The following is a 14237-nucleotide window of genomic DNA, read 5'->3' as shown; positions in this document are numbered from 1 at the left end:
TCTCGCCAAGACTTCGGTGGCAACGAACCACAGGAGGAACGCCATGTACGCGCAACTCACCTACTTCGACCGGCCACGCAGCTCGGAGCAGCTCGCCGCCGAGGACTTCGCGAACTCCGAGCGGATCAAGCCCGCCGTCGAGCGGGTGCCGGGCAACATCAGGACCTACGTGCTGCGGCGCGAGGACGGCTCGGAGGTCGTCGTGTCGCTGGCCGAGACCGAGCAGGCGCTCATCGACAGCCAGAAGGCGATCATGGGCTCCACGCTGCTGCCCGGCGAGGACCCGGCGTTGCTGACGGGCGCCGACCGGGTCGAGATCTACCCGGTCCACCAGGTCTTCGAGCACGGAGAGGCACGGTCATGACCGCCACCAGGACGCTGGCCGCCGGCGTGTGGCGGGCCGATCTCACGCGCAGCACCGCGTCGTTCCAGGTCGGCAACCTGGGCCGCAAGGCTCACGGGACCGTGCCCGTCACGGCCGGGACCGTCGAGATCGGCGACGACGGGCAGCTGCGGGGCGTGCACGGGACGCTCGACCTGGCCGCGATCGACACCGGGATCGCCAAACGCGACCTGGACCTGCGCAAACCGAGCCTGCTCGATCTCGACCGGCACCCGACGATGACGTTCACCGCCACGTCCTGCGAGCCGGCCGACAACGGCTGGAACGTCATCGGCCCGCTCCAGGCGAGGGGCGGCTCGACCGAGCTGAGCGGGGTCGTCGAACTGTCCACCGTGAACGGTGAGACGGTGATGACGGCGACCGCCCGGCTGGACCGCAGGACGCTGGGGATCCGCGCACCGCGGTTCATGATCGGCGCGTTCGTCGACATCACCGTCACCGCGGTGATCAGTAGGCCTTGATCTCGGTCAGGCCGGTCCTGAAGCCGGCCGTGTGGGTCATCACCACCCGCAGCCGCTGGGTGCTGACGGGAGTGAACTGGACGAGGTTGTAGTTGGCGCGCGGAACCGCGGGTGTCCTGGTCTGCGCGCCGACGTCCACCCACGCACTGCCGTTGTACTGCTGCACCACGTACGACGACGGCGCCCGGTACCGGTTGCCGGCCCTGTCGTCGCGGAAGTACAGCCGCACCTCGCTGACCTGGCGCTGCTGGCCGAAGTTCAGCTCGAACCAGTCGGACGCGTTCGCTGAGCCGGTCGTGCCCCAGATCGGTTCGTTGATCGGGAACCCGTCCACCGCCGCGCCGACCGATGTGCCGGACGCGGTGTAGGAGGCTGACGGGCCGGTCGCCAGGTTCGGCCTGGTGGACGTCAGGTCGACCCCCGCCTTGGCGAACACGTCGACCATCCGCGGGCTGTTCTGCACGACGTCACGCGGAGCCCGCACACCGGGTGCGGCACTCCGGTACACCACGGAACCGCCGGACGGCAGCGTCACCGACCCGGTCGCCGGGTCGTACAGAACGCGCGTCAGCCGGTCCACGGTGAAGGCGCGCGTTCCGTTGAGGTAGACCGAATATCCCTGCGGCACACCGTTGTAGCGGGTCACGCCGTCGGCGGGGTCGTCCCACACGACGCTCAGGTCGGCGTTGCGGTGCCGCAGGTTGTTGACCGCGAAGTGCGACCAGCCGATGTTGATGGGAGACAGCTCGATCAGCCCATCCGTGCGCGGCCGCAGACCGGCGGCGTCCTCGATGACCGTCCAGTTGCTGCTGCCGAGGATGTTGTGGTGGATCCACGACCTGTACTGGATCGTGCTGCCGTTCCAGTCGGCCCAGAACTCGTTGGCGTCCGGCCACTGCGTGTTGCCGCCGACGTACTGCGCCCAGGCGTTCCAGTACAGCAGCTTCTTGTAGTCCTCCGCAGTCATCCACTGGTTCGGGTAGTTGCGCAGCACCGACGAGTACAGCCGGAACTGCACGGTCGAGTTGATCGTGGAGAAGTTGTTCGAGCCGGGGTGACCGGCCGCGGCCGCCTCCGCCTTGTCCTTCTGGTTGGCGGTGTAGAAGGGGAACACCGGGTACTCGGACGGCTGGGCGAAGAGCCGCAGCGCCTGCTTGTACTGGTCCGTCGAAGGCATCAGGCCGACGGAGTACGGGTAGTAGTTGTTGATCTCCTTCCACGGCACGTGCTCGTTCGTCTGCACGTGCTTGTGCTCCAGCAACTGCCGGTTCGGGTTCCACAGGGTGTTGATCACGCCGGAACGAATCCGATCCGCGAGCGCCTGCATCTCGGAGGCTTTGGCGGTGTTACCGGCCAAGGCGTAAGCCTGTTGTGCGGCAACCGCTCCGCTCCACACGTACGCGGTCTCCGCGCGATCCATCCGGCCCGGCCGCCAGTCGAACGACACCGCGTCGGCGTCGTTGCCTGTCAGCGCGCCCCAGTCGTACTCGATCACACCGTTGTTGTTGGTGTCGTAGTAGGACAGTTGCCCCTTGGCGTCGCCTTCGGCGTAACGGGCCAGCAGCGCGGCGATCGCAGGTTGACCACCGTGGATCTCGTAGCTGCGCCAAGCCGCCTCGGAGATGTACTGGGTGTAGGAGTTGGACCAGTTCTCGGGGTCACCGGGGTTGTCCATGAACCGGCCGCCCTTGGACGTCTGCCCGGCGGAAAGCCATGGACCGTACGAGTAGACCGGGTCACGCAGGTACTTCAGGTCATCGATGTGCATCGGCTGGGTCAGCACGATCGCGTTGTTGTAGCCCGTGGCACCTTCGACCGAGATCGGGAACTGGTAGTCCTGGCCTGGGATGTCGACGTCGAGGTGGTTGAAGCGCATCAACCACCAGCGGTAGTAGATGTTCTTCTTGATCGCCGGGTCCGGCACGTCGATGTAGGGGATGTTGTCCGCCCACCAACGGTTGTACGTGCGCACGTGCGTCGCGAACGCCGTCGAAGGCGAGTAACCGCGGTAGGCCTCGTACTCCGACGACGACTCCGGGATCTCGGTCGTCAGAAAGCCCATCTCGACCTTGGTGGACACGGTCTGCCCCGCGCCGACGGTGATCGACCGGTCCAGGCCACCGTTGTTGACGCTGAAACCGTCCCCGGCGAACCGCGGGCGGATCGTGGTCAGGTTGTTCTTCACCGGCCTGCTGCCGGTCAGCTCACTGCCGCTCGCGGTCGTCGCGTACGGCGAGGTGGCCCTCAGCTGCAGCGTCGCCGAAGAGCCGCCGGTGTTGACGATCGCCAGATTCGTCACGGCCACGTTGTTGTGGGTGATGAACTTCGTCATCTCCACCCGCAGCGAACCGCTGGTGAAGACGCTCCTGTAGTGGCTGGGCTTCTGCACCCGGCTGCTGACCTGCTCGGTGAACGTGCCGGGCGACAACGCGACCTGGTAGGCGTTCTGGCCGCTGATATCGTCCCAGTAGGCGGATCGGCCGCCGAACCCGATCACGGCGGGGTCGTGGGTGTACATGAACATCCCGCGGCCGCGCGTCATCAGGAAGTTGCCGGACGGGTCGTTGCCGGGCCGCGCGAGCAACCGGTCCATCCAGAAGTCGGTGCCGCCGCTCTCCGCGTCGTAGATCGCCCGCATCGTGCTGCCGGTGTCGTAGCCCACCGGTGGCGCGGGGATCGAAGGCCCGGTGAACGCCGGATAACCGATGTTCTGCTCGGCCGACGCGGGACTCAGGCCACCGGCGAGGAGCACCACGGCCACAGCAGGTGCCGTTAGGCGGCGAAGGCTTGCCATTCCAGGACTCCCGTCGAGAGGCCGGTCTTGGCGGTGATGCTCAACCGCAACCGGGTCGTGGACACGGTGGGGAACGTGCTGGTGTTGAAGGTGTTCGCGGCCGTCCCACAGCCGGGCAGGTCCGCGTAGGCGGTGCCGGTCCAGTACTGCAGACGGCAGGACGCGGGCACGTCGATGCCCTGGTCGTCGTCGAACCAGTACACGGCCGACCGGGTGATCGACTTCGCGGACGGCCACGTGTACTCGAGCCACTGCGTGCCCTGCTCGGGCCAGTTGCCGTAGACGAGGTTCGAGCGGTCCGCCGAACTCGCAGGCGTCGCGCCGTTGTTGACCGCGGCGAGGTTCTCCCACGGCGACACGTACGACGTGCTCGCCGTAGCGCTCAATGCGAGGTTCCCGCCACCACCGCCGGGGTTCGGCGGCGGACCGGCCGCCGTCTGGACGACCCGTTGCATCGTGCCGTCAGCGTTGAAGTGCAACAGATCCACGGCGACGGACCGCCGGAAGTTGCCACCGCCGGGTGCCTGGGCGTTGTGGTAGACCATGTACCACTGCCCGTTGAACTGCGCGACGCCCGCGTGGTTGGTGGTCGACGAGACCTGTCCGAGCACCACACCCCGATGCGTCCACGGCCCCATCGGGCTGGTGGCGGTGGCGTAGCGCTGGCAGGCGTAGCTGGACGACGTGACGCAGCCGTTCGTGTCGTTGGCCGCGTAGATCATGTAGTAGAGGCCGTTGCGCTTGAACATGAACGGCGCTTCCCAGAAGTTGTCGAGACCCTGCGGCGTCACGACGGGACCGTCCAGCTCGATCATGTTCGGCTTGAGCTTCGCCGCCCGCGCGCCCCAGTAGCTGCCCCAGTAGAGGTAGGCCTGGCCGTCGTCGTCGGTGAAGACCGTCGGGTCGATGTTGAGCCCGGACGAGTTCGGGGTGCTGTCGCTGATCAGCGGCCCGCCCTTGGCGTCGGTGAACGGCCCGAGCGGGCTGTCGCCGACCGCCACGCCGATGTCCATCCAGCCGGGACCGTTGCCGTTGACCGAGGTGTACCAGTAGTACTTGCCGTTTCGCGGCTCGACCTCGCTGGCCCAGGCGTCCGCGCCGGCCCAGCGGAACGTGCCGAGGTTCGCCTTGGCGCCGTGGTCGGTCCAGGTGGCGGCGTCGGTCGACGAGAGCACCCGCCACTCGCGCATCAGGAAGTTCTGCTGGCCGGACGCGGCCTCGTCCCGTCCGGCGTAGACGTACATGGTGTTGCCGACGACCAGCGGAGCCGGGTCCGCGGTGTAGACCGACGTGATGATCGGGTTGGCCGCACTGGCGGGCGTTGCGACCACAACGCCCGCGAGCAACGCAATCGCGGCGCCGAGCAGGGTGGCGCGCATCGATCCTCCTCAGGTACCGGTGGAATGGAGGTTCGCGACCTCTGCGGCGGTGAGGGCGCGGCCGTAGACGCGGAAGGAGTCCACGGCGCCGTCGAGATAGGGGTCGTTCGCGTACTGGGAACGTCCGATCCAGTTCTCCGTGGTGCTGGCGAAGCGCGCCGTCAGCGCCGTGTTGCGCGCGACCTCGGCGCCGTTGACGTACAGGACGCCGAGATCACCGTTCTGCGTGACCGCGACGTGCGTCCACACGCCCTGCGGTAGCGCATATGGTGCGTTGATCTGCTGTTCCGAGCCAGCACCGTTCGTAGTGATGGCGAACCTCGCACCGCCCGCCGAGCTCTGTGGTGTGAGGAAGGCGTAGGTGCCCGTACCGGACCCGAAGTCGAACACCCGCGACCAGGTCGTCACGGTGTCCAGCCGCACCCAGGTGGCGATCGTGAACGCCGGTGCGCCGGCGAGCAGTCCCGGCGGCAGCACGACGTGCGCGCCGGAACCGGCCAGGTCGACCGCTCCCCCGCTCTTGCCCGTCGTCCACGCCGCGCCACCCGCGAGCGCGGCGGTCAGGCCGTTGCCGGTGGCGTCGCTGGTGTCGCCGTCGAACGGGTAGTGCGCGATGAACAGCGGGACCTGCGCGGCGACGGTCCAGTAGACCGTGTAGCGCTGCCCGTGGACCTTGTAGAACGGCATCAGCGTCACCTGGCCGGTGCTCGCGGAAGCCGTGTACTGCAACGGTGTCGACGTGGCTTTGATGGTCGACACCTGCAGCACGGGCATCGACGACAGGTTGTTCGTGCCGTACGCGCCAGCGAGCACGATCGGCCCGTGCCGGACCGCCTGCACCGCGCGGTTGTCCGGAGTGGACTCGCGGTGCAACGCCATCGGCAGGCTGATGTCGACGACGTCACCGCTCGACCACGTGCGGTTGAGCCGTGCGTAGGACCCCGGTGTGACGGGATCCTGCACCACCCCGTTGAGACGGATCTGCGCACGTGAGGCCCAGGCCGGAATGCGCACGCGCAGGTCGATCGTGCCGGACCCGGTGATCGTCAGCCTGGTCGAGCCTGACTCCGGGAACGACGTCTCCTGCCGCACGGTGAACCCGCGCCAGCTCAGCGTCGAGCCGATGAACAGGTTGACGTACAACGTCGTGCCGGACTGGGCGTAGATGCGCCCGGTGTGGCAGGTGTTGGTCTCCATCCCGGTGCCGTGACAGCAGGTGAAGTCGTTGTAGTCGTTGCTGTACGTGCGGATGCCACCGGGTCGCAACGGCGTGTAGTAGCTGTGGTGGCCGTGCGCCGAATCCGGGTTCTGCGCGCCCAGCAGGTGGTTGTAGAGCGTCTTCTCGTAGAAGTCGAAGTACCGCGCGTCATCGGGGTTGCCGCGGAACAGTTGCGCGGTGAGCTTGAGCATGTTGTACGAGTTGCAGGACTCGCACGTGTTGTCCGACAGCTCGGCCGCGATCCGGCCGGGTGCCTTGAAGTACTCGCCGTTGGAGTTCCCGCCGATCGCATAGCTGTGCGCGGCGACGACGAACTCCCAGAAGTTGCTCGCGATGTCGCGGTACCGGGACGTGCCCGTGGCGTGGTACTCGCGGATCGCCCCGATCGCCTTCGGGATCTGGGTGTTGGCGTGGTAGCCGGTCAACGCGTCCCGGTTCTGCGCCAGCGGGTCGAAGATCTCCGCGTGGTCGAAGTACTGGGCGGTGGTGAGGTGCGCCGGATCGCCGGTGAGCTGGTAGAGGTTGGCCAGCACCTCGTTCATGCCGCCGAACTCGGTGTCGAGCATGTTCTGCCGCTGGTCGTAGGTAAGCCTGCCGTTGCGCCACGCCGCCCACGACGCCATGCGCGTGAGCACGGTCAGGGCCTGGGCGCTGCCGATCAGCAGGTGCACGTCGAGCAGCCCGGCCATGATCTTGTGCAGGGTGTAGTAGGGCGCCCAGACCTGTTCGCGGGCCTCGACCCGGCCGATGAAGCTCTCCGGGAACGCCGAGAGGTAGCCCGTGCTGAACCCGGCGATCCGCGCCCTGTCCTGGCACACCGCCAGTTGCTCGACGAGGTAGTCGGCCTTCGCCGAGAACGCCGTGTCCCCGGTCGCCGCGAACGCCTGGGCGAGCGCGGACAGCACGTGCCCGGTCGAATGGCCGCGCAGTTCGGTCGACGGTGACTCCCACCCTCCGCAGGGGACGACCCCGGACGACAGGCCGACGTTGGTCCGGAACGTGTGCAGCAGCCGGTCCGGGTCGAGGAACTCGAGGTAGGCGTGGGTGCGGAGGGTGTTGTCGCGGAAGGGCCCCGGCAGCAGCGAGACCGCGCCCAGCGGGAACAGCTCGGCGGACACCCCGAAGTCGGAGCGTGCCGCGGCGAGCGCGCGTGCGGGCAACGCCGACGCCGCCACGGCGAACGCGCCCGCACGCAACACGGTGCGTCGAGAAGGAGTGATCATGGTGTCAGAACCCGTACCTGTTCTTCAGGTGCCGCCAGAAGTCGCGCAGCATCCACTTGTCGAACTCGGTGATCACCGTGGAGCTCCCGGCCTTCATGATGAACCGGTCGACCCCGCTCGGTGTCCAGTCGTAGAAGTCGTCCAGCCCGAACGTGTGCCCGACCTCGTGCAGGAAGATGTGCACGTCCGACGAGTTCAGGTTGCCCATGAAGTACTCGCTGCCGATCCGCTGGCCCCAGTCACCGCCGGCGCCGCCGCCGAAGCCGGCCGTGAGCCACAACGACTGGTCGTAGTGCCGAGCCACCCCACCAGGGCAACGCGGATAGGTGCCGCCGCGGTTGAAGAACCTGCCGCACCCTTCAGAACATTGCGGCGCGTTCTCGCGGATGTCGTTGACGTAGATGTCGACGGAGTTGTCCGTCCACTTGAGCTGGTTGCGGTCGCGTACCGACCAGCCGACGACCTTGATCGGCACCGACGCGTACGGGAAGTTGTTGTGGCCCGCCATCGCGTCCATCCACTTCTGGTACTGGCGGGCGAGCTGCGCGTGCACGGCGTCGCGTTGTTGCGCGGTCACCGGCTGGGGCGAGTCCCAGCGCACGCAGAAGTTCAGGTAGCCCTTGTTGGCGAAGAGCTGGTCCCACCCGTAGTTTCGGAAGCCGTAGAGGTCGCCGTAGGTGCTCTCGACGTGCTGCCAGACCTGGTTCAGCGGGGTCACCAGGTTCGCGGGCGGGTTCCACGTGTCCGCTCTCGCGGGCGCCGCCACGCCCACCGCCATCACCGCCGCGAACAGCGCGGCCACGAATCCTTTCCCAGTTCGGATCATGCTGATCTCCTCAACCTTTGAGGGCGCCCGAGGTGAACCCGCGGACGTAGCTGCGTTGCAGGAACGCGAAGAGCACCAGGCACGGCACCGCCATGAACACCACACCGGCTTCGAGGGCGGCGTAGTCGATCGAGCCGTGGCTCGCGGTGCGCATGTTCACCACGGCCAGGATCGCGGTGAACTTGCCGGTGGAGTTGAGCAGGATCAACGGAGCGAAGAACTCGCTCCACGACGAGAGGAACGCGAACAGCCCCACGGTCACCAGACCGGGCCGGACGGCGGGCAGCATGATCCGCACCAGCGTGCCGAAGCTCGAGCACCCGTCCACGCGGGCGGACTCCTCCAGCTCGATCGGCACGGCCTCGAAGCTGTTGCGCATCATGAAGACCGAGAACGGCAACTGGAATACGACCAGCACCAGGCTCAGTCCGACCAGCGAGTCCTCCAGTCCCAGCCAGCCGAGCAGGACGTACAACGCGATCAGGATGGTCGCGTACGGCACCATCAGGATCGCGAGCGTGAGCAGGAACAGCAGGTCGCGGCCGGGGAAGCGGAACCGGCCGAACGCGTAGCCCGCGAACGTGGACACGACCAGCGTGCCGGCGACGGTCAGCGCGCTGACGATCACGCTGTTGAGCACGTGCACCGCGCGGATCCCGTTGGCGGAGCTGAACAGTCGCGCGTAGTTCTCCAGGCCGAACCCGGTGTCCGTGCGCACCGACGCCCACCCGCTCCACACCAGCGGGAACAGGAACAGGATCGCGAGCGCCGTGCCCGTGAAGTAGTAGGAGGTCCTCATGCCGTCCTCCTGCGCAGGACGGCGAACTGAAGTGAGCTCACCACCGCGAGCCCGGCCAGCAACACCACCGAGATCCCCGCCGCCGAGCCGAGGTCGAGCCGCACGAACGCCTCCCGGTAGATCACCATCACCAGCGACGTCGTGCTGTTGTCCGGGCCGCCGCGCGTCAGGATCCAGAACTGGTCGAACGCGAGCAGCGACCCGGTGATCATCATCGTGAGCACCAGCGCGATCGTTGGCCGCATCAACGGCACGGTGATCCGGCTGAACATCTGCCACCGGGTCGCGCCGTCGATCCGCGCGGCCTCGTAGACGTCGAGCGGGATGGCCTGCAGCCCGGTCAGCAGGATCAGCATGTTGAACCCCGCGAACCGCCACAGCACGAGCAGCACGGCCGATCCCAGCGCCGGGCTGTCGCCGGACAGCGGCACCGGCCCGATCTCCTCGCTCAGCAGGCCGAGGAACAGCAGCGAGGCGCTCGCGAACCCCACCGCCATCGGCAGGAAGAACGCGGTGCGGAAGAACCCGACGCCCGGCCTGCGGTTCTGCACCAGCAACGCCAGCCCGAACGCGAGGGCGAACAGCAACACCGTGATGAGCACCGTGTACTTCAAGGTGAACCAGGCCGCGTCGCTCAGCAGGGCGTTGCCGCCGATCGCGGTGTAGTTCGCCGGCGCGCTGAACCGGGGCTTGCCCAGCAACGGCCAGCGGTGCAACGACATCCAGCCGACGAGCAGCAGCGGAACCACGAAGAACAACCCGACCAGCACCGCCGCGGGTGTGACGTAGAGGGCTCCGCTGATCGCTCGCCTGCGCACCGGTCACTCCTGCCGCAACGACTTGGTGATCGCCTCGTTGCCCGCCAGCAGCGCCGCCGACGCGTTACCGAACAACGCACCGCGCACGGTCGTCAGCCACGGCCCCTGCGGGTCGTTGAACGTGGCGTTGAAGTTGCGGGCGTACGGCGTCTTCCCCTTGGCCACCAACCCGTTCGCGGTGACCAGTCGTGGATCGGCCGAGGAGTACTTGTTCGAAGCCAGGTCCGTGCGGACCGGCACGCCCTTGCGTTTCGCGATCACCTCGACCTGGGCCTCGTCCGACATCGTCCAGGCCAGGAAGTCCCACGCCTGCTGCGCTTTCGAGCTCGTCGCACCGATGCCGATCGCGTCGCCGCCGACGAACGTGGACTCGCCGCCGTTGATCCCGGGGATCGGCGCGATGCCGGTCTTGACGCCCTTCTCCTCGATGGCGTCGAGCCACACCGACGGACCGGGCGCGATGCCGACCTTCCCGCCCTGCAACGCGCCGAGCCAGGTCGGCCCGGCCTCGCCCTTCGACGCGGGCGACGCGGCACCCTGGTCGTAGAGCTCGCGGTAGAGCGCGAACACCTCGGCCATCTCGGGTGAGTCGACCCGTGCGCTACGGCCGTCGTCGTCCAGCACCTCACCGCCCGCGGCCCACACCGACGGCCACAGCGTGAACTCGACGCAACCGCCGCAGTTCCCGCCGAAGTACGTGCCGTTGACGTCCCCGCCGAGCTGGTCGATCTTGCGGGCGTGCTCGGCGAACTCGCGCAGGGTGCGCGGTGGCTTCTCCGGGTCGAGACCGGCCTTGGTGTAGAGATCCTTGTTGTACAGCAGCACCGACAGGTCGATCGTGTGCGGCACGGCGTAGTTGTGGCCCTCCCACGTTCCCGCACGGACGTGGGAGGGGGCTACGGAGTCCTTGAACGGCAAGGACTTGAACTGATCGGAGACGTCGGCCCACAGTCCCTGCGCGGCGTACTGCGGCGCGAACACCACGTCCGCGGCGAACAGGTCCGGCAACGACTTCGCTCCCGCGGCCGAGGCGAGCTTCGCCGGGTACTCCTCGTTGGGGTATGCGGTGACCTCGATCTTGTTGCGGTGCCCGGCGTTGTAGGTGTCCGCGTAGGCCTTGGACACCGACTCGGTCGCCGCCCTAGTCCACAGCGTGAGGGTCGCGCCGTCGTCGGCGGCACCAGGTTCGTCCGCACCGCACGCCGCGGTGGCCAGCAGCAGCACAACTGCCGCGAGCATCGCTTTCACGGTCTCTCCTTTGAGACGTGTTCAGATGGTGGGCAGCCACACCCGCATGGTGGAGGGGCCACGGCGGGCCCAGCGGTGGTAGGGCGTGAGGTGCACCGGGACCGGCGTGCCCGGTCTCCCGGACGGATCGCCGTACGGCCACGCGGAATCCAGCGGTGTCTCGAACCGCGCCCGCACCACCGCGCCGTCACCCGCCTGCTCCGGGTCCTGCCCGGTCCAGACCTTCAGCGCGTCGAGGTCGTTCTCCCCCAACGACTCCGCGCACAGCACGAGCGGCCCTCGTTCGACCGCGACACAACCGCGCACGGCGTCGATGCGCGGGTCCGGCCAGACGAACCTCGGCCGCGTCGGCAGTTCCAGCCGGATCTCCTGCCCCGCCGTCCACTCGCGGGTCAGGACGGCCTCTCCCGGTGCGACCGGCCGGCGCTCCTCGTCCACGGTGAGCACCGCCCCGGCCGCCCAGTCGGGCACGCGCAGGCTGATCGACCAGGGTTCGCCGCCGCTCCTGGTCACCCGCACGGCCACGTCTCCCCCTTCGGGGTACGACGTCCGCACCTGCAGCCCGACGGGTCGGCCGTCGGCGAGCCGGGTCTCGATGTCGCAGTCGGCGTACTGGTGCACGCGCAGCCCGGTGTCGTCGGCGGTGACGAGGTAGGACGAGAGGCTCGCCACCAGCCGCGCGAGGTTGGGCAGGCAGCACGACACCTCGAACCACGGCGCTCGCGGCCCGCCGCCGACGTCGAGCCGCTCGCCGTCGCCGCTGGGCCGCGCCGGAGTCCGCTGGTGCAACGTGTTGGCGTAGAAGAAACTCCGGCCGTCGTCCCCGATGGCCGTCGCGATCACGTTGTGCAGCAGGCGATCCACGACACCGGCGTAGCGGCTGTCGCCCGTGGCCAGCAGGAGTCGTTGCGCCAGCATCACCGCGGCCACCGCGGCGCACGTCTCCGCGTACGCCCGGTCCGCCGGCAGCACGAAGTCGTCGCCGAACGCCTCGTCCTGATGCCGCGATCCCATGCCGCCGGTGAGGTGCGTGCGCCGAGCCCACGTGCGCTCGAACTGCGAGGCCACCGCTTCCAGCAGGTCGTCGTCGCCGGTCTCGACCGCCACGTCCACGGCACCGCACGCCAGGTACAGCGCGCGCACCGCGTGTCCGCGAAAGACGGTCGCCTTGCGCACCGGGACGTCGTCGTTGAAGTACGACCAGCCGAACTCGTGGGCGGGCAGGTTGCGGTAGCCGCGCCGTTCCACGAACATCGCCGCCTGGTCGAGGTAACGCTGCTCCCCCGTCACCCGGAAGAGCTCCACCAGCGCGGTCTCGATCTCCGGGTGCCCGCACACGCCGGTGCCGGGCTCGCCGAAGACCTCGCAGACGTGGTCGGCGGCGCGCCGGGCGACGTCCAGCAACGGGCCTTCGCCCGCGGTTCTCGTCCTGGCGACGGCCGCCTGCAGCAGATGTCCGGTGCAGTAGAGCTCGTGGCCCCAGGCCAGGTCCTCGTATCTCGGCCGCTGCCAGTGCCGGCCGAACGACGTGTTGAGGTAACCGTCTTCGTCCTGGGCCGCTGTGAACATTCCCGTAAGCGTTTCGATTCGGGCGTTCAGGTCGTCGTCCGGGCATCTGCCGTGTTCCCACGACATCGCCTCGACGATTTTGTAGACCTCGGAGTCGGAGAACTCCCGGCCTTTCCGGTCAGGTGATTGTTCGCCGTTGGCGGCGGCGGTGAAGTTGCCGGTCCAGCCGAGCCGGTCCATCCAGTCCAGTGCGTGGCCGAGGGTCGCCTCGCCGTTGACACGTTGGCGTTCGGCCCAGAAGCCACCGGTGATGCGCACCTCGTCCGTCCCAAGTGGACGCAGAAGTCCGCGGGACGGGACCACCGGACCGCGGATCGACTGGGTGTTGCGCATCTGAGCCACACCACGCACTCTGGTGACCGAAAACGATTTCGACAATGCGCCATCAGGAGCAGAAATCGTCGAATCAACGGTCGAATCTCATTCGAAAGGGTTTCGATGGGCAGGCGGCGGTCGGAAGCGGTGACACTCGGGGACGTGGCGAAGCGAGCGGGCGTGTCGATCGCCACCGCGTCCAAGGCGATCAACGACCGGGGCGAGGTCGCCGCGGCCACCAGAGCACGTGTGCTGCGGGCGGCGGCCGAACTCTCGTTCCAGCCCAACGTCCTCGCCCAGGGACTGGTGGCGGGCAGAACGCGGGCGATCGGCCTGCTCACCGACGAGTTCGACGGCCGGTTCGCCATCCCGATCCTGCTGGGCGCCGAGAACGCGTTGTCGGACCAGGAGATGTCGGTGCTGCTGTGCGATACGAGGGGCGACGCGATCCGCCGCAACCACTACATCCGCACGCTGCTGGCCCGTCAGGTCGACGGGTTCATCGTCGTGGGCGACAGCAACGACGTCCGCGCGTCGCTGACCGCCGACCTCCCGGTGCCCGCGGTCTACGTGTACTGCCGGTCGACCAACCCGGCCGACCTGTGCCTGGTCTCCGACGACGAGGGCGGGGCGCGGCTCGCCATCGAGCACCTGATCGCGTTGCGGCGCAAACACATTGCGCACATCACCGGGCCGCAGCACTACCGGGCCGCACGTGATCGCGTGGCGGCGGTGCACGCCGTTCTGGCCGAGCACGACCTGTCGCTCGCCGGTGGCCAGCCGCTGCACGGCGAGTGGTCGCAGCGCTGGGGCCGGCACGCCGTCCGGCTGCTGATGGCGACCGCACCCGAGGTCGACGCGATCTTCTGCGGCAACGACCAGATCGCGAGCGGTGTCACCCAGGCGCTCGTCGGGCTCGGCCGGCGCGTGCCCGACGACGTGGCGATCGTCGGGTACGACAACTGGGAGATCTTCGCCGCGGACTGCACACCGCCGCTGACGACGATCGACCTCAACCTGCAGCAGCTGGGCACGACCGCGGTCACGCACCTGGCCGCGGCGCTGTCCGGAGCTCCCGCCGCCGGGGTCGTGCGGCAGCCTTGCCGGTTGGTGGTGCGCGAGTCGTCGGCGTGACCGGTGTCAGTAACCTGTCAGCGCCCACCGAGATCCCTCTCCCCGCGAA

The 14237-nt window shown here is 68.2% G+C and carries 11 protein-coding genes; 3 read left to right on the top strand and 8 right to left on the bottom strand.

All coding sequences use genetic code 11. The annotated features are described in order from the left end of the window. The first annotated feature begins 43 nt into the window (after window positions 1-43). Window positions 44-364, top strand: a complete 321-nt coding sequence (locus tag ABZ345_RS02505) for a hypothetical protein (RefSeq protein WP_359842129.1) — start codon at window positions 44-46, stop codon at window positions 362-364. Next, window positions 361-864: a YceI family protein gene (locus ABZ345_RS02500; RefSeq protein ID WP_359842127.1), complete on the top strand. Its 504-nt coding sequence runs from the start codon at window positions 361-363 to the stop codon at window positions 862-864. The genes ABZ345_RS02505 and ABZ345_RS02500 overlap by 4 nt, the downstream gene beginning before the upstream one ends. Here the strand turns inward: ABZ345_RS02500 and ABZ345_RS02495 are convergent. From ABZ345_RS02495 to ABZ345_RS02460, 8 genes are read right to left on the bottom strand one after another with little or no spacing between them, the layout of a single operon-like run. Next, entirely contained in the window at window positions 851-3658 is a 2808-nt protein-coding gene (locus ABZ345_RS02495) for a discoidin domain-containing protein (protein ID WP_359842125.1), read from the bottom strand. The genes ABZ345_RS02500 and ABZ345_RS02495 overlap by 14 nt on opposite strands. Continuing rightward, window positions 3637-5037, bottom strand: coding sequence for a glycoside hydrolase family 43 protein (locus ABZ345_RS02490; RefSeq protein ID WP_359842123.1), 1401 nt, complete (start codon window positions 5035-5037; stop codon window positions 3637-3639). Before ABZ345_RS02490 ends, ABZ345_RS02495 begins: the two co-directional genes overlap by 22 nt. 9 nt (window positions 5038-5046) lie before the next feature. After that, window positions 5047-7479 carry a beta-L-arabinofuranosidase domain-containing protein gene (locus tag ABZ345_RS02485; RefSeq protein ID WP_359842121.1) on the bottom strand — a complete coding sequence of 811 codons (2433 nt, stop codon included), beginning with the start codon at window positions 7477-7479 and terminating at the stop codon, window positions 5047-5049. A gap of 4 nt (window positions 7480-7483) precedes the next feature. Beyond that, a complete protein-coding gene (locus tag ABZ345_RS02480; RefSeq protein WP_359842119.1) occupies window positions 7484-8305 on the bottom strand; it encodes a hypothetical protein in 822 nt (273 codons plus the stop codon). A 10-nt stretch (window positions 8306-8315) separates the two neighbouring features. Continuing rightward, window positions 8316-9104, bottom strand: a complete 789-nt coding sequence (locus tag ABZ345_RS02475) for a carbohydrate ABC transporter permease (protein WP_359842118.1) — start codon at window positions 9102-9104, stop codon at window positions 8316-8318. Then, window positions 9101-9922 carry a sugar ABC transporter permease gene (locus ABZ345_RS02470; protein ID WP_359842116.1) on the bottom strand — a complete coding sequence of 274 codons (822 nt, stop codon included), beginning with the start codon at window positions 9920-9922 and terminating at the stop codon, window positions 9101-9103. Before ABZ345_RS02470 ends, ABZ345_RS02475 begins: the two co-directional genes overlap by 4 nt. 3 nt (window positions 9923-9925) lie before the next feature. Beyond that, window positions 9926-11161 carry a sugar ABC transporter substrate-binding protein gene (locus ABZ345_RS02465; RefSeq protein WP_359842250.1) on the bottom strand — a complete coding sequence of 412 codons (1236 nt, stop codon included), beginning with the start codon at window positions 11159-11161 and terminating at the stop codon, window positions 9926-9928. Between the two features lie 30 nt (window positions 11162-11191). Then, window positions 11192-13072 carry a beta-L-arabinofuranosidase domain-containing protein gene (locus ABZ345_RS02460; protein WP_359842249.1) on the bottom strand — a complete coding sequence of 627 codons (1881 nt, stop codon included), beginning with the start codon at window positions 13070-13072 and terminating at the stop codon, window positions 11192-11194. A gap of 144 nt (window positions 13073-13216) precedes the next feature. Here ABZ345_RS02460 and ABZ345_RS02455 point away from each other — a divergent pair, with 144 nt between their 5' ends. Beyond that, window positions 13217-14188: a LacI family DNA-binding transcriptional regulator gene (locus ABZ345_RS02455; protein ID WP_359842114.1), complete on the top strand. Its 972-nt coding sequence runs from the start codon at window positions 13217-13219 to the stop codon at window positions 14186-14188. Window positions 14189-14237 lie beyond the last annotated feature (49 nt).

Source organism: Lentzea sp. NPDC005914, assembly GCF_040629405.1.
Classification (GTDB): Bacteria; Actinomycetota; Actinomycetes; order Mycobacteriales; family Pseudonocardiaceae; genus Lentzea.
The sequence above is the reverse complement of the archived record's forward strand: the minus strand, read 5'-3'. Positions and strand labels throughout refer to the sequence as shown.

What these genes read in the sequence shown, in the direction of transcription:
- ABZ345_RS02505 (WP_359842129.1), top strand. Translation starts at nt 44, where the DNA reads ATGTACGCGCAACTCACCTACTTCGACCGGCCACGCAGCTCGGAGCAG.
- ABZ345_RS02500 (WP_359842127.1), top strand. Translation starts at nt 361, where the DNA reads ATGACCGCCACCAGGACGCTGGCCGCCGGCGTGTGGCGGGCCGATCTC.
- ABZ345_RS02495 (WP_359842125.1), bottom strand. Translation starts at nt 3,658, where the DNA reads ATGGCAAGCCTTCGCCGCCTAACGGCACCTGCTGTGGCCGTGGTGCTC.
- ABZ345_RS02490 (WP_359842123.1), bottom strand. Translation starts at nt 5,037, where the DNA reads ATGCGCGCCACCCTGCTCGGCGCCGCGATTGCGTTGCTCGCGGGCGTT.
- ABZ345_RS02485 (WP_359842121.1), bottom strand. Translation starts at nt 7,479, where the DNA reads ATGATCACTCCTTCTCGACGCACCGTGTTGCGTGCGGGCGCGTTCGCC.
- ABZ345_RS02480 (WP_359842119.1), bottom strand. Translation starts at nt 8,305, where the DNA reads ATGATCCGAACTGGGAAAGGATTCGTGGCCGCGCTGTTCGCGGCGGTG.
- ABZ345_RS02475 (WP_359842118.1), bottom strand. Translation starts at nt 9,104, where the DNA reads ATGAGGACCTCCTACTACTTCACGGGCACGGCGCTCGCGATCCTGTTC.
- ABZ345_RS02465 (WP_359842250.1), bottom strand. Translation starts at nt 11,161, where the DNA reads ATGCTCGCGGCAGTTGTGCTGCTGCTGGCCACCGCGGCGTGCGGTGCG.
- ABZ345_RS02460 (WP_359842249.1), bottom strand. Translation starts at nt 13,072, where the DNA reads ATGCGCAACACCCAGTCGATCCGCGGTCCGGTGGTCCCGTCCCGCGGA.